This is a genomic window from Sphingobacterium sp. UBA5639, from assembly GCF_002421245.1.
Taxonomy (GTDB): Bacteria; Bacteroidota; Bacteroidia; order Sphingobacteriales; family Sphingobacteriaceae; genus Sphingobacterium; species Sphingobacterium multivorum.
In genome coordinates this window covers 14815-33896 of the sequence record NZ_DIJR01000024.1, presented here as the reverse complement: position 1 = coordinate 33896, position 19082 = coordinate 14815, and the positions used below count along the sequence as shown (strand labels likewise).

At 33.8% G+C, this 19082-nt stretch carries 18 protein-coding genes; 1 reads left to right on the top strand and 17 read right to left on the bottom strand.

The window, feature by feature from the left end; translation table 11 throughout:
- Nucleotides 1–47: 47 nt before the first annotated feature.
- A complete protein-coding gene (locus tag B4Z90_RS13940; RefSeq protein WP_286802555.1) occupies nucleotides 48–689 on the bottom strand; it encodes a peptidylprolyl isomerase in 642 nt (213 codons plus the stop codon).
- Between the two features lie 219 nt (nucleotides 690–908).
- Between B4Z90_RS13940 and mgrA the strand changes: the two genes are divergently transcribed.
- Nucleotides 909–1940, top strand: coding sequence for an L-glyceraldehyde 3-phosphate reductase (gene mgrA / locus B4Z90_RS13935; protein ID WP_286802554.1), 1032 nt, complete (start codon nucleotides 909–911; stop codon nucleotides 1938–1940).
- A 101-nt stretch (nucleotides 1941–2041) separates the two neighbouring features.
- On the opposite strand, the gene B4Z90_RS13930 is transcribed toward mgrA, so the two are convergent.
- The 16 genes from B4Z90_RS13930 to B4Z90_RS13855 form a co-directional block, all read right to left on the bottom strand.
- Nucleotides 2042–2569: a DUF1697 domain-containing protein gene (locus tag B4Z90_RS13930; protein WP_115048504.1), complete on the bottom strand. Its 528-nt coding sequence runs from the start codon at nucleotides 2567–2569 to the stop codon at nucleotides 2042–2044.
- A 9-nt stretch (nucleotides 2570–2578) separates the two neighbouring features.
- The gene (locus B4Z90_RS13925; protein ID WP_115048502.1) at nucleotides 2579–2881 is read right to left on the bottom strand and encodes an MGMT family protein; all 303 of its coding nucleotides are present in this window, start codon (nucleotides 2879–2881) and stop codon (nucleotides 2579–2581) included.
- 134 nt (nucleotides 2882–3015) lie between these two features.
- Complete coding sequence (locus B4Z90_RS13920) at nucleotides 3016–3561, bottom strand: hypothetical protein (RefSeq protein WP_115048500.1); 546 nt, start codon at nucleotides 3559–3561, stop codon at nucleotides 3016–3018.
- Nucleotides 3562–4333: 772 nt separating this feature from the next.
- A complete protein-coding gene (locus B4Z90_RS13915) occupies nucleotides 4334–4669 on the bottom strand; it encodes a hypothetical protein (RefSeq protein ID WP_115048498.1) in 336 nt (111 codons plus the stop codon).
- Nucleotides 4670–5160: 491 nt separating this feature from the next.
- Nucleotides 5161–6177 (bottom strand): 5'-methylthioadenosine/S-adenosylhomocysteine nucleosidase, encoded by a 1017-nt coding sequence (locus B4Z90_RS13910; RefSeq protein WP_286802553.1) that lies wholly within the window; start codon nucleotides 6175–6177, stop codon nucleotides 5161–5163.
- Nucleotides 6174–8717, bottom strand: a complete 2544-nt coding sequence (locus tag B4Z90_RS13905) for an effector-associated domain EAD1-containing protein (RefSeq protein ID WP_286802552.1) — start codon at nucleotides 8715–8717, stop codon at nucleotides 6174–6176. Before B4Z90_RS13905 ends, B4Z90_RS13910 begins: the two co-directional genes overlap by 4 nt.
- The gene (locus B4Z90_RS13900; RefSeq protein WP_286802551.1) at nucleotides 8710–9558 is read right to left on the bottom strand and encodes a hypothetical protein; all 849 of its coding nucleotides are present in this window, start codon (nucleotides 9556–9558) and stop codon (nucleotides 8710–8712) included. Before B4Z90_RS13900 ends, B4Z90_RS13905 begins: the two co-directional genes overlap by 8 nt.
- The gene (locus tag B4Z90_RS13895; protein ID WP_286802550.1) at nucleotides 9558–10523 is read right to left on the bottom strand and encodes a TRAFAC clade GTPase domain-containing protein; all 966 of its coding nucleotides are present in this window, start codon (nucleotides 10521–10523) and stop codon (nucleotides 9558–9560) included. The genes B4Z90_RS13900 and B4Z90_RS13895 overlap by 1 nt, the downstream gene beginning before the upstream one ends.
- Nucleotides 10524–10527: 4 nt before the next feature.
- Complete coding sequence (locus tag B4Z90_RS13890; protein ID WP_286802549.1) at nucleotides 10528–11799, bottom strand: GTPase-associated system all-helical protein GASH; 1272 nt, start codon at nucleotides 11797–11799, stop codon at nucleotides 10528–10530.
- Between the two features lie 496 nt (nucleotides 11800–12295).
- Nucleotides 12296–13189, bottom strand: coding sequence for a hypothetical protein (locus B4Z90_RS13885; RefSeq protein WP_286802548.1), 894 nt, complete (start codon nucleotides 13187–13189; stop codon nucleotides 12296–12298).
- A 114-nt stretch (nucleotides 13190–13303) separates the two neighbouring features.
- On the bottom strand, nucleotides 13304–13567 hold the full coding sequence (locus B4Z90_RS13880; protein ID WP_286802547.1) for a hypothetical protein: 264 nt from the start codon (nucleotides 13565–13567) through the stop codon (nucleotides 13304–13306).
- Nucleotides 13567–13839, bottom strand: coding sequence for a helix-turn-helix domain-containing protein (locus B4Z90_RS13875; protein WP_286802545.1), 273 nt, complete (start codon nucleotides 13837–13839; stop codon nucleotides 13567–13569). Before B4Z90_RS13875 ends, B4Z90_RS13880 begins: the two co-directional genes overlap by 1 nt.
- A gap of 97 nt (nucleotides 13840–13936) precedes the next feature.
- Complete coding sequence (locus B4Z90_RS13870; RefSeq protein ID WP_286802543.1) at nucleotides 13937–16015, bottom strand: type IA DNA topoisomerase; 2079 nt, start codon at nucleotides 16013–16015, stop codon at nucleotides 13937–13939.
- Nucleotides 16016–16034: 19 nt separating this feature from the next.
- Nucleotides 16035–17456 (bottom strand): DUF3945 domain-containing protein, encoded by a 1422-nt coding sequence (locus tag B4Z90_RS13865; RefSeq protein ID WP_286802541.1) that lies wholly within the window; start codon nucleotides 17454–17456, stop codon nucleotides 16035–16037.
- 74 nt (nucleotides 17457–17530) lie between these two features.
- Nucleotides 17531–17848 carry a helix-turn-helix domain-containing protein gene (locus B4Z90_RS13860; protein ID WP_286802539.1) on the bottom strand — a complete coding sequence of 106 codons (318 nt, stop codon included), beginning with the start codon at nucleotides 17846–17848 and terminating at the stop codon, nucleotides 17531–17533.
- A 193-nt stretch (nucleotides 17849–18041) separates the two neighbouring features.
- The gene (locus B4Z90_RS13855; RefSeq protein WP_286802538.1) at nucleotides 18042–18893 is read right to left on the bottom strand and encodes an RteC domain-containing protein; all 852 of its coding nucleotides are present in this window, start codon (nucleotides 18891–18893) and stop codon (nucleotides 18042–18044) included.
- Nucleotides 18894–19082 lie beyond the last annotated feature (189 nt).

Sequence of the window (19082 nt, the reverse complement as noted above, 5' to 3'; positions counted from 1 at the left end):
AGGGCTTAGTTGCCCTTTTTTTATGAATATTGCTCCGACTGTTAAGTTTATTTACTTATTTCGACAATCTTAAAAGGCACATTATGAAGTGGAAAATCTTGTTTATCCGTCTTTACCCGACTGATTTTCATGATCACCTCTAATCCCTCATAAATCTCGCCAAAAACGGTAAAATCGTGATCAAGTCTTGGCTGTCCGCCACGAGCCAAGTACTCCTGACGTTGTGCTGGAGTATATTTTATACCTTTCTTCAATTCCAGACTATCCAGTTCTGCTGCCGTGATTTTCTTTCCGACCACGAAATAGATCTGATTTAAAAAAGATGCTTTTGCGGGGTTTCCATCCCGTCCTGCACCCAAGGCACCTATTTTATGATACGCCCGGTCATCGAACTCTGCCGCCAATCGCGGTTTTCTATGAAGAGGATCTGCCGCCTCACGTTTTTCAATATCGATATCATGCTCTCCGCCCTGCACAACAAAATTTTCGATAATCCGATTAAACAATGCTCCTTGATAGACCGTATCCCGAATAGATCGCAACATCAAATCGCGATGATTGGGGGTATAATCATAAAGTACAACTTTAAAATCGCCAAAATCAGTCTTGAAAAGTAAATGTTTTGATTGGGCATAACAATTCCCCAATACAATAAAAACAAAGCTTAGGATGGTTAGAATTTTCCTCATCGTATGAATTAATCGTTTTCTTAGATTTCATATAAAAATACATTAAATTTCGATTTTTGAAAGACATTGAGCGGCAGTTTTCCAAATGCTCTCGAAGAATATCTGTACAGGATACTTTCAAAACTTTTCCTGCACTAAAAAATTACAGCCATCGTATGGAATTAAAACTTGCAAATAAGCGTAAATTTATCTTAGTTTGGATTAAAACTATTCAAGACTATGCAGTATACAGCAAATCCAGACCGATATCAAGATATGATCTATAATCGTTGTGGTCAATCCGGTCTTCTATTGCCTGCCATCTCATTGGGAATGTGGCATAATTTCGGTGACGACACAGCCCATCAAACGAAAGTTGATATTTGCACAACAGCGTTTGACCTGGGAATTACCCATTTCGATCTCGCAAACAATTATGGTCCGCCTGCTGGAAGTGCCGAAAGGGCCTTCGGACAAATATTAAAAGAACAATTTTACGGTTTACGCGATGAGATGATTATTTCATCAAAAGCGGGATATCACATGTGGGACGGGCCTTACGGAGAATGGGGAAGCCGTAAATATGTGATATCAAGCTGTGAGCAATCACTTAAACGCCTGGGTATCGATTACGTCGATATTTTCTATTCACATCGTTTCGACCCCAATACCCCCTTGGAGGAGACCATGCTGGCGCTAGATCAGCTTGTCCGTAACGGAAAAGCGCTTTATGTCGGTATTTCATCCTATAATTCGCAACGCACAAAAGAAGCCTATGCAATCCTGAAATCATTGGGCACACCTTTTATTATTCATCAGCCTAGCTATTCTATGCTAAACAGATGGGTAGAAACCGATGGCTTGCTCGATACCTTGGATGAGATAGGCATTGGTTCTATCGTCTTTTCCCCTTTGGCACAGGGCATGCTCACCGATAAATATTTACAGCATATCCCCGAGAATAGCCGTGCGGCGCAATCCAAATCACTTCAGACAAAATTTCTGAATGAAGAAAATCAAAAGAACATCCAGGCCTTACATGCAATTGCACAGCGTAGAGGGCAATCACTGGCACAAATGGCTATAGCATGGGTTTTACGCAAGAAGCAAGTTACATCGGCGCTAATTGGCGCCTCAAGACCACAACAGGTCATTGATTGCGTGGGTGCGCTGAAGAATCTGACGTTTAGACCGGAAGAAATTCACGAAATTGATCTTTATGCAAAAGACGGCCATATTAACATCTGGGCTAAATCGGCTGAGATTGATTAAGATCAATGCCATAAAAGTTTTCATCCAAGTAACTACTTCGCGCATGGCTGAATTCCATAAACTAAAAATGAGCCTGGATAATACCGGGCTCATTCCGTTAATTAACCCATTTTTTTCAATATCTTTTCAAAGGTGTTGATATTCCGGCTTGTCATCTTATCTTTCAGATTCTTTTTCCCCAACACCTTTCCGAAGCTGGAATCCAAGGTATTGCCCTTGGGTACGCACCAATAAAAGACCGTATCGACAATTTCTCCCTTCTCTCCCGGCACATGTGTCGAATTGCTGAATTCATCCATCAATATTGTTTCGACACCTGTTGTCCCTACAAAAGCATAGACATGGAAGTCTGTATGTATTTCAAAAGGAATATTTGCCTGCAGCAATTCCACTTCTTCCTGTGATCGGATGAACAAAAAAGCTTCATAAGAAAAATATTCCGACATGGACTCCTCTAGTAACTGCTTAAGCGAGGCGGGAGCTTTGTCCGACGAAAAAACAATATTTCCGGAAGCCAGTACCGAAGTAACGTCCGTTACACCGGCGTCCTTAAAAACCTGACAGACATCTGACATCTTCATATTGGTTCCCTTCACATTGACGCCGCGTAGAAAAGCACAGTATTTCATAGTATTACATTAATCGATTATTTCGTCCATCGGATCCCAAAACAGCTTTCTAAAGTCCTTGATCCGTAAATTATTGACAACAAGCCCCTCGGCTTCAAGCCGTTCTTGAAATTCAGGCACTGCAAGCGTGCCGCCACTGGATACAACACGGTGGGCGGGTACATCGCTGGGACATCCTCCCATCGCTTTCCCGACGTGCCTTGAGTGGTTAGGAAAACCTAAAGCTTTTGCTATGGCTCCATAAGTCGTTACTCGACCTTTGGGAATCAGCTTTGCAACCTCATATACTTGTTGTTTGAATTGCTCATCCATGTTAATTTATATTTTATTTGCGCTGTTTAGCATGTCAAAAAATCTTCTTTCCTATTTCCGCGGCGAAAAATGAAGAGCAACCTAAGTTACGAAAAGCTCTTGTAAGCAATACAGTCTTTAATTGATTCACTTGTCTAATTTTCGTTTCCATATGATTTTGGGGGAAACGATTCCTCCAATTGTCTATATACGCGATTCCAGCTAGGGCTATCGTAAGCATTCAGTTTTACATATTGCCCTTTTTTTGTTGCAATGCTTATTTTTATATCTATTCCGTCGTATGGCTGACGCGACTCCTCCTCTTTAGCGGCAATAAATTTCTCCAAATCAATTTTATCCAATAGGAAGTTCCATTTGTCTTCCGTATTGCCATATGATTTTAGGGTACTCTGGGCTGTATCAATTGCAGAAAACAGACAATAAACACTATCTCTTGTTATCTTAATCGTATAACCTTTTGAAGGTGTTGCTGTAAATCCGCCAACCGTAGAAAATGACACTGCTGTAATCTCAGTTTTAGTATTTTCTACCTTCACCCGATGTGAGTTATGGGTACAGCTTTCTCCTAAGAATAGCTGTCCAACCAAAAGTGAGAACTTTAGGATCAATTTTCCGCCCATATCTTGTTCCTTTAGACGCTGGTAAATAATCAAACGAAAAAAAGCGTTGTCTGTTGTCAACAGACAACGTCTTTTGCTGCTTTCCTAATTTACAAAAGTTATTCAGATTTCGTGACCCCAATCTCTGTATTCGTTACATATCAAACCGATCAGTTGCCTTGGATCAGCTCGAAAACTGTTCCTCGTAACACCATACTCACTCGTGACTGGAAATTTTATTCCCTAACAAAAAGTTGTTCATTCTGTTTCCTATCAAAACACATTGATACAGGGCAAAAAAACAAGTGTTTTTCTATAACTATAGGTTAATATTCACTTTCCTTTTAGTGCCTTTTCGAAGGAAAAAAACGGAATCTTCACAGCCCCAGTAGGGATAAAGCACATGCTAAGCACAGATAAAGCACTGTTCATGTATAAAGCAAAATGCGCTTTAAAAGTACTACAAGCATGCGTGAAGGCTTCACAAAGCGACCAAAAATGAGGGCAAGTAGAGCTAGATTTAGTTAATTAATAACTATTTAAATTCATTCGATGAATATACGTAAATGCTCGTTGTTTTATCATTTAATCACTTGAAAATAAAATAGAAATAGGTGTTAATATAAATAATAGGAGTCCACGATTTTGTTTATTATGGTTGTTTTTCATGAATAGATTAAATAAAAAAAGAACTAGTAAGGTGCTTGCTATTCTTTCTGATTTTTCAGAAAAAATTTGAGCGGAGCTAACATGCTATAACTCTGCCCGCTTTTCATATTTTACAATTATGTATATTAAAAAGAACATTTCCTACCCATTACAGCATTAAGAAAGGAAAACCATTATTCAACAGTTATGTTCTATGACTATTAATCTTTGTTCTAAATGAATCTAAAAAGAAATTCAGTTCCTTAGCATCCTCTTTGGTGCCAATAGCCCTTTCTTCCTTTTGATTCCATCTAGTAACATCCCAATGTCTTTTTTTTGAGCATTCTTTTAAAATTCCATCTACCGTAATTCGAACATAGACAATGCGCATAGTTCGGCTTTTTCTCTTGAGCTCTTTAGAAAGAAGTTTAGCCCATAACTTTGTTCTAACATAATCAATCACTTTAAGGGTTATAAATTTCGAACCTAAGCTTAAACTAATCAAGACGTTAAAATATTTTACAAACTGAATATCAACCACTTATAGATCATTTTGTGGCACCTTCAAAAAAATCCCAAAAGTGCCACATATGTGCCACAAACTTTTGGAGTATTTTTGAAGATTTTGCGAATCGTCCTAAACAAAAAAATCCTGCAAATCAATGACTTGCAGGACTTCTACATTTTTTAGTGCTTTTTAAAAACTTTAAAGTTGCACCTGGCGGAGAGTGAGGGATTCGAACCATCGAATATAAAAAAATGAAAATCAGTTAATTAAAAAAATTCATTTTAGAAATGCCACGAATTTGCCACAAAACTCCAATATCTAATATTCCTACAACAATCAAATAGACTGTAACTAAAAAATACCTTAGTTCGATATTCAAATATAGCTAATTTGATAATCATATGGAATAAAGAGTTTATTATAATAATTCATGTCATTTAAAAATCAGTTCTACCTAAGACTCGTATTCCTTTTTTCAGTAAATCAATTCATAAGAGTAATTATCTTTTATATTCTTAAAAGTCTTATATATTAAACTTTGGATAATCATTTTTCACTTCATCTAAAAGTGTCTGAATAGTAATATCTTTACCTCCTCCCCCTAAAGAAAGTTTTTCAATTGCATTAAACCATTGAGACCTACGATTTGCAGAATTTATTAAAATAGAAGTATCCCCTCCTGCTCTTTTCCATATATCATCTTGCTCTGGACCTTGAGGATATAAAGTTATTAATTGAGTAGTTAATTCTTTTTTAAATTCTGGAGATTTCATCTCAACACCTTTTTCACTTGATTCGATAATATTTTCCGAATTAGATTTAATCTGATTTATCATTTCAAAGCAAAAAGCTGCGGCATTTGCTGCGGCTCTTGGTTGTAATCCTCCTTCATCAGCGGCAGACTTATTCTCTATTAAATCTGATATACCTCTAACTTCAATAGCAGGAACATCGTAAGGTCTAGCAGCTAATAAAAAACCATTGCCCTCCATGGCTACTGCAACCGCGTCACTACAATATTGTTTTAAATATGAATATGCTACTGAAGTTATAGAAGAAACAACTTTCTCTCCCGCAGCTATTGGTTGAACAAAAGCTTTCGGAATATTAGAATTTTCAACTTTGATCAAATTTTTCCAAGTATCTTCTCTTTGAACATGTTTCGCGATTTGTTCAAGTTGATAAGAAGGAAGAATTGTATCCAATCTAGGTTTAAAAGCTTTATCATCTTTACCATTTTCAAAGCCAATAACTTTAGAACTAGCGACTACGTCTCCTAACTTTACATCTTTTAATCCACCAGCCACTCCGACAAAAAAAACAAAGTCTGGTTTAAAAAACTCAATTGCTCTTCCTGTTTCATCAGCCGCTCTAACATTTCCAGGCCCTGTTTCAATTATTACTACTTCATTTACACCATATCTTCCTTTGTTATATATAGAATTTGTTAAAGGATGGTATACTATTTCAACCTCGTGTAAAAATGCTTTAATAGCGTTAAATTCTAGGCTTAAAGCCGTATGTATTAATATCTTACTCATTTCAAATTAATAACTTTTATTAAATGTTTTAATTGTGTGTTTTTCGAATAGTCTTCCTCCATTGTTTTAAGTAAAGAATTTAGACTAATATTTTTTCCTCCACCTCCATTTCTCAATAATTGGATTCCCCTTCTCCAATTATCCTCCCTTGATTTGTTTTGATAAAGTTTGCTAACATCACCTCCTGACCTTTGCCAGAGTTCTCTGTCTTCAGGACCTTGTGGATAAAGTTCAATACAAAGTTCTGTCAATGCCATATATATATCTTCAGTAGTTATTCTCTCTCCAAATAAGTGACCATAAAATAGGCGATCTAAAAATCCCAAATTCAATAGACTTTTACACTTTTCAAGTCCAATACGGTAGGAATTATCATCCTTTGCCTTTTCAAAAATCTGCTTAGCACTTAGAGTAAATCCATTAGATTTTATCAAATTCCCTAAATGTTCCGACTGCATATCTTTTAAAGAGCCTGAAAAATATCTTATATAATCTGCTAAAAACCTATCCTTTAGTCCTGCAATATTCTCATAAACTTCCAATATTGAATTTATATTTCTTTTATTTTTATCTAAAAAAGAGGTTAGAAATCGATCAGTTTTAATATGCTGTATCAATTCCATTTCCAAAACGACTCCAGATAATCCCAAAGTTGAAATATCTTTTAAAATTGAGTTAGATGTTGCATCAAGAAATAGGTTCCTTATTTGGAAATCAATATTCGTCCATATCTGAGCTCGATTTTCAAATGTCGAAATATCAGCATATTGACTTTCAGCAATCTTTTTCACTATAAACCCCGGAACATATTCCCCAAGTGAAATTTTGTTAAATAATGATTTTATTTTTTCAGAAAGATTAATTATACCAAACGTAATATCATTTGTTTCTTCTAAAGATTTTTCCCATATATTAAGCCAAGTGTTACTTTGAATATCGAGATCTTTTAATAATATAGCGTTTTTTAAAGCTCTTTTAACATATTCTTTCAGAAAAAACTCTTCGTTAAATTCTAAAGTTATTGCAAGACAATCGCTATCCGATACATCCCCTATGATAATCTTGGCACCTTCAAATTCATTATTTTTATTTTCTTTTTCGATAAAATACTGTTTTATAATAGCTTCTTTTGGAGAAAGAAAAGCTAAAATCAAATAGGCATGTAAAATGGTCCATTGTTTATTAATTGCATAAATTGCCAACTTTTCTGCCATTTCAGTTGGGATTTTAGAAGGTAAAAATTTTATGAATAAATTCTCATATTCTGGAATTGATGGTATCAAATTCCAAACAATATTAGCTGAAACTTCAGAACTCAAAATTAGTTTCCATAAATTATTAAAGCTTCTAGCCGTCTTAGACTTTATTACGTACAATAAACCATCAATTACACTTTCATGCCACCAATTTTTTAAAACTTCACTATCTCCAATAATTAATATATCATTTATTAGATCAAAATCAAATTTTTCATAGACGTCAAATTCATTTATAATAAATGCTTGTATTGCCTTACCAATCTTATCTTCTCCTAAAATATAACTTTTCAAAGGAAGATTTCTTAATGACTTTAAGTTAGTCTCTTCTCTTTTCCCAATTTTCCTTGCTAATTCTGAAATTAGATTTTCTTTTATTTCAATTCCTTCTTGATTATTCGATGATATTTTAGCTACTTGTCTTATCAATTGTTTCAAGGCATCTTTGTCAAGTTCTAAAAAAACTGAATATCCTTCATATGCTTTTGCAGATAAATTTAAGATTTCCCAATTATTTACGTTTACATTTAATTGAGTCAAAAATTCCTCGAAGTCAACTGACTGATGTGGGTTTAGTAAGTATTGTTCAATCGTTGAATTTAACCCTATCAATTTCGAATCACTATCCGACACAAAATCAATATTCCGTAAAGCGTCAATTAAATCTTTTTGAAAATGAATGAATGTCTTAGTGCTGTCGATGTTGGAAACCATAAAACCAGCCGTAAAAGAAAATTTCCGTCTAAAAGTTTTTGATAGACCTCCCCAAAGTGAAGTAATTAGAATAATAAAACTCTTTGAATCTCCACAAAAAATAACAGGCAATATTCCATTACTTAATCTCCTTATACTTTTAAAGATAAATTCAGGAAATAATTTAGGGCATTCCGAGAAATTGAATATTGTTTTTTCTATGTATAATTCCTCTAAATATGTTTTATTTTCAGGAATTTCTTTACAGAATAGAGCAAAGAGACATTCAAGGTTATTTATGTATCCAAGATCTTCTAAATCAATAATTAACGCATGAGTAAATACTATTCCAGCTCGAGTCGCACTTTCATCTGGAAAAGTAAGAGTGAATACATACTTATTGTCGTATTGCATTCCAGAATAATACGGCTTTAATTCAGTACCAGCCGATAAGAAACCAGGACGATCTGTAAAAGCAGTTAAATGAGCTTTCATGGAAATGTCTTCAAGCGTTGAACATAAACATCCATGTCCTTGTTCAAGTTCGCCGTAAAACGCTTGATCAATCTTTATAATCTTGCTATTAATCAATGAAATACGATATGGTTAATGTTAAATCTATTTCTTTTCTTCCTTCTGGTGTTATTATATAACCAAAATTCTCAGGTCCCTTTTTAATAAATTCGGGATCTGATTTCTTATTGGAAAGATCTTTGCCTACTGAAGATAACCCTATTATTTTAAATGTATCAGATTTCCAGGTTTCTCTTATAAAACTTAATAGCCCGGGAAGTTTCTCTTCAAAAACTTTTTCAGGAAGCTTTTCTTGATCTAACGATGAAAGTTTATCCCAACAAGATAATGCAACGACCAGTTTCGGAGAAGATATCATTTGTTTAATTCCTACTTTTTTAATGTAGAGAAAAATTTGCAGCAATTCGATATAAAAAGCTGTATTTGACAAAAGCATTTTATCCTTTTTCTCAGTTCTCTTCTTTAATATTTCTTGTTCTGGCAATCCTCTGTTAACAACATCTTCCAAAATTTGTAATTCATCAGCGCGAATAAAAAGCATCCATGAGTTACTCCTTTCAATTTGCTCTGCCCACGTTTTATTAACTCTACGACTATTAATTATCGTTTTAATCTGTTCACCACCATAATCAGGAAAACTAAATTCAGACCTTTGGCCAGAAGTACTTTCTATTTCTAATTTCAATCTATTATGAGAACTAACATTAGTATGACCTGAGGATTTTCCGTCGTTTAGATTGTCAAGGACCTCCTGAAATATCGATATGTCATCTGGAAGAGAAGTAATCTTATAATGCTCAGTCCTAGCATTTAGTCTGCCAAATAACTGACCTCCAAAATGAGTCTTACCAGCATTAGGTCCTCCAATTATTAAAATTGTATTATTTTGTTTATGCATCACTTTTCACGTTTTGAAAGAAATAGATCATTTTCTTCAAATCTCTCTGGAATTGGAATTTGATTAGTTTCATTTGACAAAATTTGGATTAGCCAATTTATACTATTTAAAATATTAATCTGCAAATCAGTGTTTTCATCATTCCTTACACTCGTTTTAAATTCTATATAATTCTGAATCTCTGAATTATTAATATGCCTTGAAATTTGCGACTCAATATCTTCATCAATTTTAATATCAGACTTTGACCATATTAAGCAAATAGGTCGCTCGTTTAAACCATCCTTAAGCCTATCTGCGACTTGCTTTATTTGTTGCCTTGCTTTACCTAATTGTGAGCCTGAAAGCATTTCACAATCTGCAAATAAAAGAAAAGCATCTGCATTTTCATGGATCCATTGAGCTCCTGCCGAATTAACATCATTTTTATTAACCACCCAATTCCTATACCATTCTCCCGGGGCATCTGTAAACACTAATTCTTTCTTTTCACCTCTTTCATTTCGTAAAGAAATATGTAATAGACCCGGTATTCTGCCAGCATTACTACTCGTATGAGGAGGGAATTGTACATCATTATGAGTATTCCAACTTAAATACCATGCTATATCTTCCCAGCCAATCAATGTTAATGATCCAGCAAATTTGTAATGTCCAATACTATAACCATGCCTTAAAAGACAATATAAAGTTGCCAAAAATGTAGATTTTCCTGCGCTCGCTACACCAGCAACACCAATGAGAATTATTTGTGAAGTAGACGATATAAAATCTAGGTCTTGCAAGCCAAGCGTGTTTCCTGTCCAAGGTATACGCACATAAAAGTCATCTTCATAATTATCAAATTTCGCAACAGTTTCCTCTTTACTTTTGTAATATTGGCATTCTGTTAATACAAAACATCCTTCACTATTACATCCTGTTTCTTCAGGATGACAATTTTCCTGTGAGCAGTTTCCAGCCATGATGCTAATTTTTTATTGTTAAATAATCAGCCATCAAATCATGTAAAATCATTACCGAAATATCCAATAAAGAAACTTGATTATTATCTTCCATACCAGTTAATTGATATAAAGACGATGCCTCAACCTTGTTATTAATAAGTAAAATAATAAAATCTGTAATCGACATTCTTTTCTCCTCAAATTCGATGTCTTCAAGATGATTTTTAAGTACTTCTTTGTTCTCTGGTTTTGAAATTTCTGTTAAATGGTCCGAAATTTTCATTTTTTTATTCGCTTTGCTATTCAAAAGCAATAATGTATCACGAAGCAGATAATCAACACTGACAGGAACTATTGAAGGTAATTGATTGTATAAATCATTTGCAATAATAATAGCCTGTTGAATTTCATTTACTGAACGATAGCTATTTTTCAAAGATGGGGAATATAAGGTTTCTTTCCACCATAATAATTTACTTCTTCTTTCAACTGACTGAATTGAAGAAAAAGATTTATTTAATGCTTGATTGAGTGAATTTTTAAATTCATTAAAAAAGTTATTAATAGGATCAGATATTGAGGAAGGCGAGATAGAATCTTCTAGCTTCTTCAAACTTCCTTCGATAGCATTTGCTATACTTTCGCTTCCTTTATCAGCAAAATGGGTTCCCCATGTTGAGGCTCCACCATGATTTGACCCATGTCCTGTCGAGGGATTGTTTTTAATAGCTATTAATAGGCCGTTTTCTAACTCTTCTCTATCAACCTCAATATCACCAACAGTAAGTCCTTTTATTTCCAATTTTGGAGTAGCAATTTTAGGTATTTCTTTGCTTAGTGCCCACTCCTCTACAGCATTTTTTTCTGCTATATCACCTAATTCATTAATCATTAGTTCTATAACAGGTTTTTCTTTCTTAAATTTAAGAAATGGATACAAATTTATAGCCGTCAGATAAATAATTCGAGCAATTTTAACATTCTCTAAACCAATATTATATAAAGCATTTATAATCACTGAACGGATAATTTGAACAGGAGTTTCTGTAAATTTTGCCCTTAAAGCTTTCCAATGTTCAGAAATAATATCTTCAACTTCAATAATTACGGGTTCGCTAGAATTAATATTAGGATCTAAAGCAACAAGAGTATAAGAAGGAAGAAAATCTAGATTTTCTTTTAACAATGCCTCTAAATCTATAATCGATTTTTCTATATTATCCAATCTCTCATCACTATCTCCAATATTTAAAAGTCCTGCCTTTAGCAGAGGAAGTAAAAGTTTATTCTCCATAATTTTTTATAATAATACTTGTTAAATCTAATGTATTAGATCTTAATATGACTTTGATCTTTAAAACTTACGGTAAAGCTATAGAGACCTGAATTTCACCTTGGTTCTTTTGGTAGTATTTCAAATCTTAAAGTACTCAACAGTTTCTTGTTTAGAAAACTTTCTTGCAATATCATTCGTTCCCCTCCCTTAGAAACCTTCACCTTGATTTATCCCCGAAATTTGAAAAAACATAATTACTATCAAATTAATAACATTAAATTTCTAAAGTTTACCATTTTTAATGTTTTTATTATAATCTCAAATCTTATACCTGAAGCCTAAACAACTAACAGATTAGACAAATAATCTTAAAAAACATTACAAACTTTAGTTTCAAACCAATCATTTGTTAAAAACATGACACCACAAATAGACATTTCATAATTTTATGCCAATTTGTCTGTTTGGATAAAAGGCGTGTAAAAAAATGTTTTTATTTACTTTTTTATAATAATTACTTATTAAAAGATATGAGCAGTAATTTAATATTGTATTCTGTTTTTAAATTATGTGCGAACTCAAGAATAGGGTTATCAAACGACCTTAAATTTGTACTTTGTAAATTAAATTTTTTGAAAAAATCTTCAATAAAATTAATGTATGTTTCCCTGTTAAAACTAAAATCAGAACTATAATAAATTAATTTGAATATTGATTCAATTTGGGAAGAAAGTCGAAAATCCCCGTACAATTTTTCCCCACTGTGCCAAGCTATATTTGTTCCAGCTTTTGAAAAGGAATAATAATGTTCAGAAGTAGAAACTGTTTCATGTGGGGGAATTGAAACGTGTCCTCTCAAAAAAGGAATCATTCCAAATCGATGCCTAAAAGAATCAGTATTGATAATTTCCTCTCTATATAAAAACGGATGAACTCCAAAGATTTTTTCAAGCATTGAAGCCTCTAATGATTTGTCGTATTCTTCTATTTTTAAAGTTAAAGGCGCCACGTAAAAACCAAATTGCCTTGGAGGCTGATTTAATGATTTAAGAATATTATGTTGAAAATCAAAGGCATTTTTTGCTTTATCCCTTAGTCTGAAATAAAGGATGGGATCATTATTAATGTTATTTGTTCTTCTAAAACTCCTTATTTTTTGGAGAGGCCTACTTGGACTTTTAAGATTGAAACCTGAATTCAATGGTTTTAATCCTTCAGAGACCTTAAATTGAAGATATAATGGAATAAATCTGTTAAATAACTTATCTGCTCCAGTTGCTTGTTCATCTACTGAGATTAATTTAAATCTTTTTGACCAAAAGGGGGTTATATATCCTAAATATGATGACACGTCTGCTTCAATCTGATCCTCAGATAACTCACTGTCAACTCTATAATTAATGTTCATGGTTAGTAATTTTGGCTGAATTTTAATATTCGATCCAAAATTTACTTAAATTTTTTAACATTAGAAAATTATTGAATGTAATAATATTATTTAATTTATAATACAGGAATAATGCTATAAAACATTTATAAGACTTCTAAATCCCGGATGATAAGATGGTGTATATTTTATATATCCAAAATCCTGCAACTCTTTAAAATATTTATGAAATGTGGGTAAGGTATTAATATGGGAATGATACATTAGCTTTGATCTACTCACTCTTATTTCTTGTTCCTCAGCTAATTGGACAATAGCCAAAAATAGAGCAAGATGCCAGACATTTATTCTGGCATCTTCAATCAAAATTTTCAGATATTTCATCCAAATTGGCTTCATTATTTTTCTTTATTGAAAAGCAGCATTAAATCGCTTTTATTGTAATAATACGATCCCATAATCTTAGTATACCGTATCTTTCCAGTAATCCTCAAATTCTGTAAAGTAGCAGGCGAAATGTTCATTATTTTACGGATAGCTTTACTCCTCAGCCAATCAATGGATTCCTTCTCTTCAGGAATTGGCACTGGAATTCTAGCAGCAATAATTCGTTCTATATCGTCGATGAGATTTAATCTTAATTGTCTTAAGTCCTCTCTAGTGATTTCCATTGTATTGTGATTTTGTGATGTTAAAAATGTTATTATTTTTAATTTGAAATGTTGGTTGACGCTTTATCGAAGCATATGGCGCTTTGAGTTTAGACGATCATTTCTTCTTGAATTTCTTCTCAAATTCAAAAGCAGTTTTCCCATCCGGATTAAGAACTATAAAAGCATCAAATCTTTTATCAGCTTTACTTTTAAAACCCTTGATCAAACTCGTCTTTCCATTAATAACTAGCATTTCAATATCCTTCAAAGACAGCTGTTTACCGCACACATATCTAAATTGTATCCAGTTACAGTTTTCACTTAGGCACTTCACCATTTTATCTTTAATTTCTAAATAATGGCTTTGGCATTTGGGACAGGTAATCTTCGGGACTGATTCAATGTCTATTGTTAGTTCCAATAGTTCCATAGTAATAGTGCTTGTAAAATCCTTTATACTATTTAAAAAGGATTCCAAGTCGGCCTCATTGTTTTCAACTTTTTGAAGAGCCATCTCCCATTCTGCTGTCATTTGGACATCTGAAATTTTCATATCCTTGACTAAATTGTAGACTTTAAAACCTTTATCTGTAGGTATTAATGCCTTCTTATCCATTTTGATATAATTTCGAGAGAAGAGCGTTTCAATGATTGAGGCCCTAGTAGCCGGCGTACCTATTCCGATTCCCTGTAAAGCTTTCTTTTCCTCTAAGTTTTTAATTTGTTTGCCAGCATTTTCCATTGCAGATAGTAATCCAGCTTCAGTAAATAAATTAGGTGCTTGTGTTGTTTTCTCTAAAATTTCTGATTTTATGATCTTAAATTCATCCCCTTTTTGAAGCACGGGTAATTCTTGAGCCTCCTCATTTTCATCATAAACCAATCCCTTTATTTCTCGCCAGCCAGGTTCTATAACAACGGTTCCTTTTAATGAAAATTCATAATGTAAGGCATGTAAATTAATTTCTGTGATTTCCTTGATACAAGAAGAGGAAAGTGATTCAAGCAACCTTACTGCGATCATTTCATATATAGCATTTTCCTTAGCTGACAATGCGGTGGGAATGCGATCAGTTGGCAATAAGCCATGATGATCGCTAACTTTTAAATCATTAATTATTCGCTTATTAAATCGTCCCCATTTCAATTTCGAGGTCATCGGTTTGAACTGGTCAACACTATCTAGTGTCCTGACAATTACCGTTACTTCTGACCAAAGATCCTCGGGGATATATTTACTGCCCGTTCTTGGATAAGTAATGAATTTTTTCTCATAGAGACTTTGCGCGATATTTTGGGTTTCATCAGCTGAAAATCCCAATTTTTTATTTGCTTCTTTTTGCAATCCTGTTAAGTCAAACAATAATGGAGCTTGTTCATTTTTCCGTTTTGTTTCAACGGATTCTATCGATACTTTTCCCGATTTTTCAATATTTCTTAGGACACCTTCCGCTATTTTTTTATCATCCCATTTCTGGATGGATAAACTTTTAAAAGATATGAACTCTTTTTTATGCTCTAATTCTATTTGCCAATATTTACTTACTTTGAAATTGATATGATCTTCATATCGTTTACAGATTAGAGCCAGTGTAGGAGTCTGTACTCTTCCAAGGGAATAAACTTCATTCCCACCGGCTATTGTAAGCGCTTGTGAAGCATTAATTCCTACTAGCCAGTCAGCTCTACTTCTGCCTTTAGCAGCATTGTACAGACCGTCAAATTGTGCTCCATCTTTTAAATTTTCGAAACCATTTCGGATAGCCTTATCTGTCAACGAACTAATCCATAAACGTTCAAATGGCTTGTTGCAATTCAGATATTGATAGATGTAGCGAAAGATAAGTTCTCCTTCCCTTCCCGCATCTGTAGCAACGATGATCTTTTCACTTTTATCAAAGAGGTCAGAAATAGTTTTAATCTGTTTTAAAGCTGAACCATCAACTTTATAGCCTTTTTCAACTTTTACTTTTCTTATCGTCAACAAAAAAGGATCCGGTATTATGGGAAGATTTTCTCTTTTATATCCGGAAATTCCATATTCCTCTGGCATTCTGAGCCCTACAAGATGCCCTAATGCCCAGGTAACAAAATAGCCGTTTCCTGAATAAAAGCCATTGTCTTTCGTCTTGGCATTCAGTATAACGGCTATCTCTTTTGCTACACTCGGCTTTTCTGCAAGTACTGTTATCATAGCTTCGTGTATTTAATGATTAAATGCTTCTCGATCTTTTCTTCACCTGATTATTACCATCGGGATTTTTCTGACCTGATTTCAATGGTTCTTTGATTTTTTTTGTGGATTCATTGGTCTTTCCTTCGGAATTCACAGCAACTTGGGTTTTATGATTCTCTGTTGGTTTTGCATTTTTAAGAATGCTTTCAGGATTTCTAAAAGAAAAGTCTACTTTACCATTTTCTTTATTGAAAGTGATATAGCCCTGGTAAGGTTGATCCTTCTTATCAATTAAACCGTCAATGTAAACTGTATGCCCTTCTTTAAAATCCTTGAACTGTTCATCTGTCAATTCTTTACCACGAAATACTTTAGGAACCTCAATTGGGACCTCATCATTTTTCTGTTCGTTCTTGTTACCAACATTTCTATCGAACAAAAACTCAACGTACTTCTTATCGGCGTTAAATTGAACTGTGGAACTAAAAGGTTCTCCTTTGGAGGATACCATATTTTCAAGAAAAAGAGGTTTTCCTTCGAGTAGGATTTGTTTTTGATGATCGTTCAGCTTCACTCCTTTGATTTCATCGGGAACTTTCATCCATTCTGCACGAAGGGCAACAAGTTCATTTGTCAATCGATCAACACTGATAATGGAAGGTATAATATCTCCGGTTTTTGGGTTCTTCAGATCCACTATCCTTCCCATATTACCCGAAGACAAGAGATTGTCTTTATCCTCCTTAGTAAATTCATGTCCCCAAAAAGGATAATTTAAACTCGGCTCCTTTCGCATTCCATGAATAGCAAAAATCACTTTACCGTCCTGTCCATTTTGTAAAGATAAACGGGCGTCTGTTCTTAAAATGGTAGTTCCAAGATTTAGGCTTATTGGGACCAATACATTGGTTTTGTAACCTTTCAATAAAGTATCCATTAAATCCATCTTTTCTAGGCGTTCACGATTATAGCCTAAATGTGAAAGGGTTTCCCAATCTATTTGATCAGGCTGATAACGATAACCGTTGTTTTCTGTTGTACTCGATTCTGTTTTCATATTTTCTTGTTTTAGTTGTTGTTCTTTTTCTTCTTTTGGCTCAATCTTTACAGCATGTTGCTCTATTAATTTTTCACCATCTTTGGTTGGTGTGTTGATTTGCTGCTGAATTTTATCTGCAATTTCTTCCGCCGACTTTGCGGGAACTTTGAAGAAATTAAAGCGAGATGGATTCTTTAGCTGTCTAAAGAAGTTCGAAAAGAAATTGGAGAAAACATCTCCATGCTTATCCACTCGCATAAATTGGCCTTCATTTTTCTGGTTAGGGTCAACTGTTTGCAGTTCGCCATCTTTTGAAATTCCTTTTACTGCCTGAATCCGCTTTAATTCTTTATCAAGAACAAGAAGAATTTCAGAGATCTGTTCATTAACAGGCTGTGTAGTTGTGTTCTGTTCACTCATATCAAAGTATTTTAATTTGAGTTTGAAAGTAAAAACGGGACAATCAATTTTGTTGAAAATGAAAACCAGAGGAATTACTTGTCTTTTAATGGCGTCTTGGTTCGCTTGATCGGTGCATTAAAACATTCCCGAATGAACTCATGGACATCGGATAGCTTATAATAGAGTTTACCGCTAATTGTATAATAAGGAAGTTTTTTTTCAGATCGATACCGTTGAAGGGAACGGTTGCTAATTTTCAAGATCTCCAATACGTCTTGATTATCTAAAAGTTCTTCGCCGTCAATTGATGTTTTGTCCTTTTTGGCTTCTTTAATTGATTCGCTTAAAATATCGAAACGATTCATAATACGTTCCATCCAAGCTATAAATTCCATTCTTTCTATATTCATGACTTTGATTTTTGTACTGATCCAAAGTTCATGGATGAAATCTGCCTGATCTGCCAAGTTTAGGTAAGCAGTGCCAAGCAAAACCAAAAAAAATTATATTCAATATTTCCTTTTCTAAATCAATAAAAACAGAAAACCCGCACAATTATCATTGTACGGGTTATGGGCAAATATGGATAAATCTTGGCATGGACTAATCCAAACCTTTGTTCATATACTGTTCAAGGTTTTCTTTTAAATAATCCAAAAATGAAGTTTTACTTCCAGCTCGGACTTTCATCCGGTGAAATGCGTGGTGCATATCTCCTAGTTCAATATTGAGTATGGATTCAAGCGCCGTACAGATTTTACCTACACCTAATCTTCCATTGGAAAGTGATCTAGCTGCATGGAGAGCGTAGATTAATTCAATTAAGGCATTCTTTGAGTCGGTCCAGAAAAGGTCGGCATAATTTTGAATTCCGGCTGATGATGACTTTTGCAGGATATCCGGGTTAAGCCTTAATTGAAGGTATTCATGCAATAGATCATTTGCGATAATATGAGCTGCTTTATGGTCATAATAGGTCGAAAAGTCCAGATCAATTTCAAATACAAAGCTTTTTATTTCACCTGTAAAATTAACATTTCCAAGGGTATAAAATTTCTCGTCAAGGTCCGTACGTCCAGATCGGTAATACTTATAAAAGTCTGATTTACATAAATCGTCTTTGTATTCCTTTTTTAGTCTATTCATCGCGCAATTAAAGTAGGAAAGATAAATTTCGCCACTTTTTACCGGGCAGCTTGTTTCGATTCCGTAAATCGCATTATAATAAATCAGTTTTCCGAGAATATGGGGTTTAACATTCTTGAAAAAGTGAATTTCTTCTTTGCTATCTGCAAAGCTTTCTTCTAAAACAGCATTTTTCAGTTCGGAAAGGCGTTCCCTTAAAAAGGCAATCATGCTCGTTGATTCATCTATTACCTTATCAATATCAAATGTTAGCTTACTTTCCTGGATTTGGATATATTTTAGTGTGCTGTCACAAACAGATTTTCTCATAGTAAAAATTATAAATTAATAATGTTCTTAACTATCAGGTCCAGTGATTTCAATAATATCAAAATATAGGGATTTTTCTCTTTATGAGGAATTAAGTTTTAATTGGTGCGTTTTCATGTCTCTAATTAATATTGCATTAAAAAAATCGATTGAGAAAACGATAGATCTAATACTAAGTTTAAATTGTTT

Coding starts and splice junctions, on each gene's coding strand:
- B4Z90_RS13925 (WP_115048502.1), bottom strand. CDS start 2,881: ATGGATGAGCAATTCAAACAACAAGTATATGAGGTTGCAAAGCTGATT.
- B4Z90_RS13890 (WP_286802549.1), bottom strand. CDS start 11,799: ATGGAGAATAAACTTTTACTTCCTCTGCTAAAGGCAGGACTTTTAAAT.
- B4Z90_RS13895 (WP_286802550.1), bottom strand. CDS start 10,523: ATGGCTGGAAACTGCTCACAGGAAAATTGTCATCCTGAAGAAACAGGA.
- B4Z90_RS13910 (WP_286802553.1), bottom strand. CDS start 6,177: ATGAGTAAGATATTAATACATACGGCTTTAAGCCTAGAATTTAACGCT.
- B4Z90_RS13940 (WP_286802555.1), bottom strand. CDS start 689: ATGAGGAAAATTCTAACCATCCTAAGCTTTGTTTTTATTGTATTGGGG.
- B4Z90_RS13855 (WP_286802538.1), bottom strand. CDS start 18,893: ATGAGAAAATCTGTTTGTGACAGCACACTAAAATATATCCAAATCCAG.
- B4Z90_RS13930 (WP_115048504.1), bottom strand. CDS start 2,569: ATGAAATACTGTGCTTTTCTACGCGGCGTCAATGTGAAGGGAACCAAT.
- B4Z90_RS13860 (WP_286802539.1), bottom strand. CDS start 17,848: ATGAATATAGAAAGAATGGAATTTATAGCTTGGATGGAACGTATTATG.
- B4Z90_RS13885 (WP_286802548.1), bottom strand. CDS start 13,189: ATGAACATTAATTATAGAGTTGACAGTGAGTTATCTGAGGATCAGATT.
- B4Z90_RS13875 (WP_286802545.1), bottom strand. CDS start 13,839: ATGGAAATCACTAGAGAGGACTTAAGACAATTAAGATTAAATCTCATC.
- B4Z90_RS13870 (WP_286802543.1), bottom strand. CDS start 16,015: ATGATAACAGTACTTGCAGAAAAGCCGAGTGTAGCAAAAGAGATAGCC.
- mgrA (WP_286802554.1), top strand. CDS start 909: ATGCAGTATACAGCAAATCCAGACCGATATCAAGATATGATCTATAAT.
- B4Z90_RS13880 (WP_286802547.1), bottom strand. CDS start 13,567: ATGAAGCCAATTTGGATGAAATATCTGAAAATTTTGATTGAAGATGCC.
- B4Z90_RS13900 (WP_286802551.1), bottom strand. CDS start 9,558: ATGCATAAACAAAATAATACAATTTTAATAATTGGAGGACCTAATGCT.
- B4Z90_RS13865 (WP_286802541.1), bottom strand. CDS start 17,456: ATGAGTGAACAGAACACAACTACACAGCCTGTTAATGAACAGATCTCT.